Origin of the sequence: Campylobacter sp. 2018MI10 (assembly GCF_018501175.1) — a bacterium.
Classification (GTDB): domain Bacteria; phylum Campylobacterota; class Campylobacteria; order Campylobacterales; family Campylobacteraceae; genus Campylobacter_E.
This window is the reverse complement of record NZ_JAHCZD010000096.1, coordinates 1-437: the sequence shown is the minus strand read 5'-3', so window position 1 is coordinate 437 and position 437 is coordinate 1. Positions and strand designations below refer to the sequence as shown.

The 437-nt window shown below is 29.3% G+C and carries 1 protein-coding gene; it reads right to left on the bottom strand.

Annotated elements, in window-relative coordinates:
* Nucleotides 1–437 (bottom strand): phage tail protein (locus tag KJR01_RS09830; protein ID WP_214119063.1); only part of this gene is annotated, 437 nt, incomplete at both ends.

The window sequence follows — 437 nt, the reverse complement described above, 5'->3', positions numbered from 1 at the left end:
TATTAGTTCTTGTTATTTCACACATAAAAACACCCATTGCATTTAAACTTGGTTTCTGATTGTTTTCAATTTCCGTAGTTTGAAAAGGTAAGATTTCTTTAGTTTTTCCGCTTTTTTCTACACTAGCATTAAAACTATCATTTTTACTTTCAATTTCTATTTCACTTGCTTCTAAAAAGCTTTTAACATTTTTACATTCATAATTTAGTCTTTCTAAAGTATTAAGCATTCTTTCATCAAAGCTAACATTAGTTGTGCTTACTTTAACTTTAAAAAAATAAGGCTTTCCACCATAATTAAACCACTCTTTAACCACTGCAGTAGGAAATACGGCTCTTAAAGCTTCTTTTATAGCCCAAGTTGTGCCGTTGTATCTATCTAAAAGTAAGGCTTTAGATATAAGCTTTCTTGCTTCTTTTGTTTCTAAACCATCTATG